Genomic DNA, 6,559 nt, shown 5'->3' with positions numbered 1-6,559 from the left:
ATTTGATTTTGGCTTACTGTCACGCTTGAATCGACGAGAACTTCACACCCAGATACTTTCCGAAAAAAGCATCGGTGTAACTTTCTCTTGAAAAACGTGACCGCCAAAGTCTGTGTGATCTTCCGGGCCGAAACCCTCGAGATCGCCGGCTTCCGCCGTCCACGTTTCTCTTTCTTCAATATTCAATTGTCAAAGATCTGATCACACAAGTGATCATCCGGCCTTCCGCTTGTGGCTTCAGCCGTAACGACAGTCGCATAAAGCGGCTCTCTTGAAATCCATAAGGGCGAACTCGTTGGCGCCAGCGGCGCGCCGCCCTCGTTGGTGAGCGGGTTATAGGCGGCACGTTTTTGAGAGTCAACACGGTTTTCTCGACCTTTTTGAATTTTTTCATCCCCCTGCCCGCAAAAGCCCGCAGGAGATGGATTCTGGCCGAAAGAAAGCCTGTCCAGGAGTCGCCCCGCCCCCGCCACGACGTTGAAATGGCTTCGCAATGGGGAAAGGGAGATTTCCGGCACGCCGGCTGAAGCCGCGCCCGCCAAACCCATCGGCCCCTTCCCGATATGATGATGTCGCGGGCTGCACGGCAGGTCCGGGCGTGGGGCCCCCGGTCCACGCATTTTCGACGGGCGGATATCGGCCCGGCGGCTCTCAGGCCCGCTTCAAGGCGGGTGGCCTGGACGCATCCTTCAGGGAGAGATCCGACAGCGGCAGGGCGTTCTGCGGGGTAGCGCCCCCGTCGGCTTCCAGCAACGCGCTTGCCTTGTCAGCGGTCAGCGGGCGGCTCAGCAAGTAGCCCTGCGCGGTTCCGCACCCCATCGCGATCAGGCTCTTGAGCTGGTTTTCGCTCTCGACCCCCTCGGCGGTCGTGGCGATCGAGAGATCGCGGGCCAGCTGCGTCACGGCCCGGACGACCGCCGCCGCGCTGGCGTCCTCCTCGGACACGCCGATGAAGCTGCGGTCGATCTTGATGCGGTCGAATTCGAACCTCTTCAGATAGGCGAGCGACGAGTAGCCGGTTCCGAAATCGTCCATGGCAATGCGCACCCCGAGAGCGCGTAGCCCGCTCAGCACCGCGACGATCTGCTCGCTGCTTTCCACCACCGCGGTTTCCGTCAGCTCGATCTCGATGCGATGCGGCTGGACGCCGTGCTGTTCCATGGCCCGGGTGATCTGGCCCAGCAGTTCGGGGGAGCGCAGCTGTACCGGCGAGACGTTCACCGACACGTAGACATGGTCGGGCCACCGAGACAATTGCCTGCAGGCCTGGTCGATGACCCAGGCGCCGATCTCGATTATGGCACCGTTCTGCTCCGCTATCGGTATGAAATCCATCGGCGGAATCATGCCGCTGGCCGGATGCCGCCAGCGGATCAGTGCTTCGAAACCCGTCAGCCTCCTGTCCGGCAAGGAGTAGAAAGGCTGATAATGCAGCTCGAACTGTCCGAGCCTGAGCGCGGCATCCATGTCGCGCTCCAGATTGCGTTTGTGTGCCGCGTCCTCGAGCATGCCCTGTTCGTAGACATGCACCCGGCCGCGGCCGTATTCCTTGGCCTTGTACAGGGCGAAATCCGCCATCTGCAGGACCAGTCCGGTATCCGCCTCGCGCCCCAGACATGCGACCCCGACGCTGCATCCGATCGAGATTGTCTCGCCGCCGATCCGGAAAGGGTTCGAAAGGCTGGAAACCACGTCCTGGGCAAGGCCGACCGCACTGTCCATATCGCGCAAGGTCAGGATGCTCAGCTCGTCACCGCCCAGGCGATAGATCGTCTCGCTGCCGGCGCAGAGGGACTTGAGACGCCGGGCGACCTCGACAAGCAGGGCGTCGCCTGCGGCATGACCGAACGTGTCGTTGACATGCTTGAAGCGATCGAGGTCGAGCATCAGGAGAACCCTGCCGCGCTCGCGCGAAAGCGTTTCGAGGTCATGGCGGAAGCTTCGGCGGTTCGGCAGGCCGGTCAGAGGATCGTGGAAAGCCATATGCGCGATCTCGGCCTGGCGCGTGCGCGCGTCGGTGACGTCGTCATAGGTGATGACCGTGCTTTCGTTCCGCATCGGCTGCCAGCAGACTTCAAGGACCTGACCGTCGTCAAGCAGATGATCCACGGTGACGGTCTCATGGGTGGTAAACCAGGAATGGTAATTTTCGAGGACACGGCCCAACCGGTGTGCCGTCCAGCCTGACCGCTCGCCGACACGGGTCAGGAAATCGTCGATGGGCATGCCGATCGAAACATCTCCGGCGTCGAGTTTGAAAAGTTCGATCACGCGTTCGTTGAAGAGCCGCACCGTGCGATCCGGCGCGACGAGCAGCAGACCGCTGGACATGTTGTTGAGTGCGTGAGACGTGTCGGCCCGCGCCCGGTAATCGATATAGGTGCTGGCAAGGCCGGCGCCGACGACAACGACCGCGACACCCGCCACGGCGAAAGCCATGGCCCGCAAGGCGCCAAAATCGGCGTTCATCAGCGGATCGATCAGCATCGGCTCGACCTTGAACGCCGTCATCCCGGTGAAATGCAACAGCACGATGCCCAGGGCGAACAGCGCGGCAGCGATGAGCCGCCGGGTGCGATGCCCCAGACGTCTGGCGACATGAAGGGCCGTGGCCGAAAAGACCATCGAGAGCAGGATCGAGGCAGCGACATAGGATCGGTCCCAGGACACGATCCCCTGAACCCGGTAGGCCTGCATGCCGGTATAGTGCATCAGGGCGATGGCCAGACCGACGGCAGCCCCCCCGACGACGGGAATGAGCCTGCCCCGGCCTGCAACCGAGATGCGAAACCCGGCTGCGACGCCGAGAACCGCCAACAGGAAGGAGACGATTGTCAGGACGGGATCGAACCCCATCGGCATCGTCTCGTCATAACCGAGAATGGCGATGAAATGCGTACACCAGATACCGGCGCCGGCAACCAGCGATGTCAGGATCAGCCAGGCCTCGCGTTCGATGTCGACGGAAAGGCAGGCGCGCGAGTAAAGCTGGAATGTCGCCCAGGAGGATGCGGCGCAGATGATCGCGGCGACTGCGACCAGCCAGAGATCGTGCTCGTAGACAATGCATCCGGCCACTGCGAACATCACGCTCTCCCCGTTCATCGGTTCAAATCTGAACAGAGCACATTAAACCCGCACTAATGCGCAAAAACACATATTTGATGTATAAGATATTAACGATTTGAAAGGCGCCTTCATGGTGCGGGGAGCAAGGCCGCCCTCGCAACCAGGGCACGAATGCCACACCCTATGAGGAGTGATAGGCTGCCGGGCCGCGTCCCCTGTGGTACTCACTGGCTTGCGCAACATGCGCCTTCACGGCCGGCCTCGCGTCGCCGCCCGCCTTTCACACGTCTCGGGAATTGCCATGCAGGACATCGATCATCCAGCTCTCGCCGCGGCCTTGGCCGCCATCCACACCGACCAGAAGGGGCCGGGCGGTGCGATCGGCGTCGTCAAGGACGGCCAGGTTGTCCTTGCCCATAGCTGGGGTCACGCCGATGTCGCGAACCATATCCCGGTGACCGCCAGGACACGCTTTCCGATCTGCTCGATCTCGAAACAGTTCACCTGCGCCATCCTTCAGGGTATCGAGCCGGACCTCTCCCGCTTCGATCGTCACCTGGAAAGCCACCTCCCAAAGATGGAGAACCGGCCGTCTGTCCGCGATCTGTGCAACAACCAGTCGGGATTGAGGGACTATTGGGCGCTGACCGTCCTTCACGGCGCGGATGCCGAAGGCGTCTTTGCCCGCAAGGACGCGGCCGAACTCTTCTCCCGCATGAAGACCACCCATTTCGCGCCCGGCACAGCCTACTCCTACTCGAACGGCAATTTTCGCATTCTCTCCGATATCATCGAGGCGGAAACGGGCCGCTCGCTCGGCGATCTCTATCGCGAGAACATCTTCGGCCCCGCCGGCATGCAGACGGCCGAGCTCATTCCCGACACGGCTGGAAGTGGCGACCCGATCGTCGGCTACGAGGGCAATGATGCGGTCGGCTTCTTTCCCGCGACCAACCGGATCCTGTGGACCGGAGATGCCGGGATCGTCGCGTCGCTCGAAGACATGCTGGCCTGGGAAAAGTTCATCGATGCTACCCGCGACGACGAAAACGGCATCTATCGGCGCCTTGCCGAACCGCAGGCCTTTGCAGACGGTTCCGATGCCTTCTACGGCAACGGCCTGTCCCATGGTGCGATCGGCACGATCAGGACGACGGGTCACGGCGGTGCGCTGCGCGGCTTCCGGCTGCACCGTCTCCACGCGCCCTCTAAGCGATTGTCCGTCGTCGTCCTCTTCAACCACGAAAACGACGCGGGAGGCACCGCCAACAAGGTGATGAAGGCGGCTCTCGGCATTCCCGCGGACGAACCGCTGGCACCGGTGACAGACGGAGGCTGGGACGGCGCCTATCTCGATCGTGAGACGGGCCTTCTTCTGCAGGTTTCGAAGAGCGAGGCCGGGCTTTCGGCGAGGATCGCCGGTTCGGCCGAAACGCTTTCTGCGAAGGATCGCGACACCATCGGATCAGACGCCATGACCTTGAGCAGGAATGGCGACACAATTCATTATACCCGCTGGCGCGAAAACCTGACCGGCACTGCCATCAGGGTGACGGGAACCGCCCGCCCCGACATTTCCGGATGCTACCATTGCGACGAACTCGAAGCCGGTTTCACGATCATCGACACGGGCGGGGCGATATACGGCTTCTTCGAGGGCGTTCTCGGCACCGGAGAGATGGCACCGCTCTATCCGGTCGGGACCGATGTCTGGACCCTGCCCTGCCGCCGCTCGATGGATGCGCCGGCTCCCGGCGACTGGACGGTCCAGATCCATCGCGATGCCCATGGCGCGATCGAGGATCTGACGATCGGCTGCTGGCTCGCCCGCAACCTCCACTACCGTCGCATCGGCGGATAGACCCCGGCACTCTTCGGACCGGCACCTTTCAACAATGAAAAGCCCGCCTGGACCGAGCCAGGCGGGCTTTTCTGTCTTGGGCCCGAAGCCCCTTGGAAGACGATTACTCGGCTTCGTTCTTTACCGTGTCTTCAAGGAAGAAGCGGCCGAGCGGGTTCTGGTAGAAGCCCTCGATGTTCTTGCGCGAGACGTTGATGTAGGGCGAGTAGTAGAGGTCGATCCAGTGAACGTCGTCCTTGGCCATGGTCTGGATATCCATGTACATCTGCTCGCGTTTGGCCGGATCCATCTCCAGACGCGCTTCCGCGACAAGAGCCTTCACCTCGTCGTTCTTGTAGCGGGTCATGTAGTTCATGTTGGCGTCGTGGCCGAGCACGAAGGTGGTCTTCTGGTCCGGGTCGAGAATGTCGTTGGTCCAGTACATGACCGACAGGTCGTAGTCGCCATCGACCAGCATGTCCCAGGTCTGGCTCGGGTCCATCTTCTGCAGGTTGACGGTGATGCCGGCCTGCTGGAGTTGCTGCTGGAGGAGCACGGCGATCTGCTCGTCGACTTCGTTGCCGGCATTGACGAGGTAATCGAGCGTCAGGTTCTCGACACCCGCATCGGCCAGAAGCTGCTTGGCCTTTTCCGGATCGTAGGGGCGCTCGAGATTGTCGTCCTTGTGGTAGAGCGCGCCCTTCGGGATGTAGGAGTTGGCAATTTCGCCGAGACCGAAGGTCACGGTATCGACCACGGCCTTCTTGTCGATCGCATAGTCAAGCGCCTCGCGGACTTCCTTCTTGCCCAGTTCGCCGTGCTCGTGGTTGATCAGCAGGTGATCCTCACGGGTCGAAGTGTCGAGATGGACTTCCAGGTTCTCGTCCTTCTGCAGCTCTTCCACGCGGGAGAACGGAACGAAGATCGCCGCATCGATCTGGCCGGCCTGAACGTCGAGCATCCGGGTGTTGTCGTCGGGGATCGAGATCCATTCGACACCGTCCAGCGAAACGCGGTCCGCCTGCCAGAAATTGGGGTTCTTTTCCAGGATCACGCGATCGCCGCGGCGCCACTCCTTGACGGTGAAGGCGCCCGAGGCGATCGGGCTCTCGGCGTAGGTTTCGGCACCCAGGCTCTCCATGCCGGCCTTCGAGATGATGGAGGCGCCGGGCATGGCAAGGGTCGAGAGGAACGGCGCCGAGGGACCTTTGAGCTTGATGACGAGTGTCTTCGGATCGGTGGCCTCGGCCGTGTCGATCACGGAGTAGGAATCCGACCAGAGCGATCCTTCGTCGTCGCGGATGCGCAGGAGCGAGAATGCTGCGTCCTCGGCGGTGATCGCGCTGCCGTCCGAGAATTTCGCATCACGCATCGTGAAGGTGTAGGTCAGGCCGTCATCGGAAACCTCCCAGCTTTCGGCCAGGCCCGGCTCGAGCTTGGTACCGCTCTTGTCGACGCGGATCAGCACGTCATAGACGTTGGCAAAAACCCAGAAGTCGATGTTCTGGGCTGTCTTGATCGGGTCGAAGGTCGACGAATCCTCGCGACGGCCGATTGTCAGCACGCCGGCGGCTTCGGCGATGGAGGCACCGATCGAGAGGGAGGTCATGACCGTGACCATCCCGATTTTCATCCATTTTTTCAGCATTA

At 61.7% G+C, this 6,559-nt stretch carries 4 protein-coding genes; 1 reads left to right on the top strand and 3 read right to left on the bottom strand.

Features of this window, described 5'->3' with window-relative positions:
- Window positions 1-182: 182 nt before the first annotated feature.
- Both E2A64_RS14545 and E2A64_RS14540 read right to left on the bottom strand, forming a co-directional pair.
- Window positions 183-548 carry a hypothetical protein gene (locus E2A64_RS14545; protein WP_133285230.1) on the bottom strand — a complete coding sequence of 122 codons (366 nt, stop codon included), beginning with the start codon at window positions 546-548 and terminating at the stop codon, window positions 183-185.
- Between the two features lie 103 nt (window positions 549-651).
- The gene (locus tag E2A64_RS14540) at window positions 652-3,087 is read right to left on the bottom strand and encodes a bifunctional diguanylate cyclase/phosphodiesterase (protein WP_158285769.1); all 2,436 of its coding nucleotides are present in this window, start codon (window positions 3,085-3,087) and stop codon (window positions 652-654) included.
- 283 nt (window positions 3,088-3,370) lie between these two features.
- Between E2A64_RS14540 and E2A64_RS14535 the strand changes: the two genes are divergently transcribed.
- Window positions 3,371-4,930, top strand: a complete 1,560-nt coding sequence (locus E2A64_RS14535) for a D-aminopeptidase (RefSeq protein ID WP_133285228.1) — start codon at window positions 3,371-3,373, stop codon at window positions 4,928-4,930.
- A gap of 103 nt (window positions 4,931-5,033) precedes the next feature.
- Here E2A64_RS14535 and E2A64_RS14530 read toward each other — a convergent pair whose 3' ends face one another.
- Window positions 5,034-6,557, bottom strand: a complete 1,524-nt coding sequence (locus tag E2A64_RS14530; protein WP_133285227.1) for an ABC transporter substrate-binding protein — start codon at window positions 6,555-6,557, stop codon at window positions 5,034-5,036.
- Window positions 6,558-6,559 lie beyond the last annotated feature (2 nt).

This window comes from Pseudohoeflea suaedae (assembly GCF_004354915.1).
Classification (GTDB): Bacteria; Pseudomonadota; Alphaproteobacteria; order Rhizobiales; family Rhizobiaceae; genus Pseudohoeflea; species Pseudohoeflea suaedae.
Note: the sequence above shows the minus strand (reverse complement) of the source record. Positions and strands in the feature narration are given on the sequence as shown.

Coding starts and splice junctions, on each gene's coding strand:
- E2A64_RS14545 (WP_133285230.1), bottom strand. CDS start 548: ATGGGTTTGGCGGGCGCGGCTTCAGCCGGCGTGCCGGAAATCTCCCTT.
- E2A64_RS14530 (WP_133285227.1), bottom strand. CDS start 6,557: ATGCTGAAAAAATGGATGAAAATCGGGATGGTCACGGTCATGACCTCC.
- E2A64_RS14535 (WP_133285228.1), top strand. CDS start 3,371: ATGCAGGACATCGATCATCCAGCTCTCGCCGCGGCCTTGGCCGCCATC.
- E2A64_RS14540 (WP_158285769.1), bottom strand. CDS start 3,087: ATGTTCGCAGTGGCCGGATGCATTGTCTACGAGCACGATCTCTGGCTG.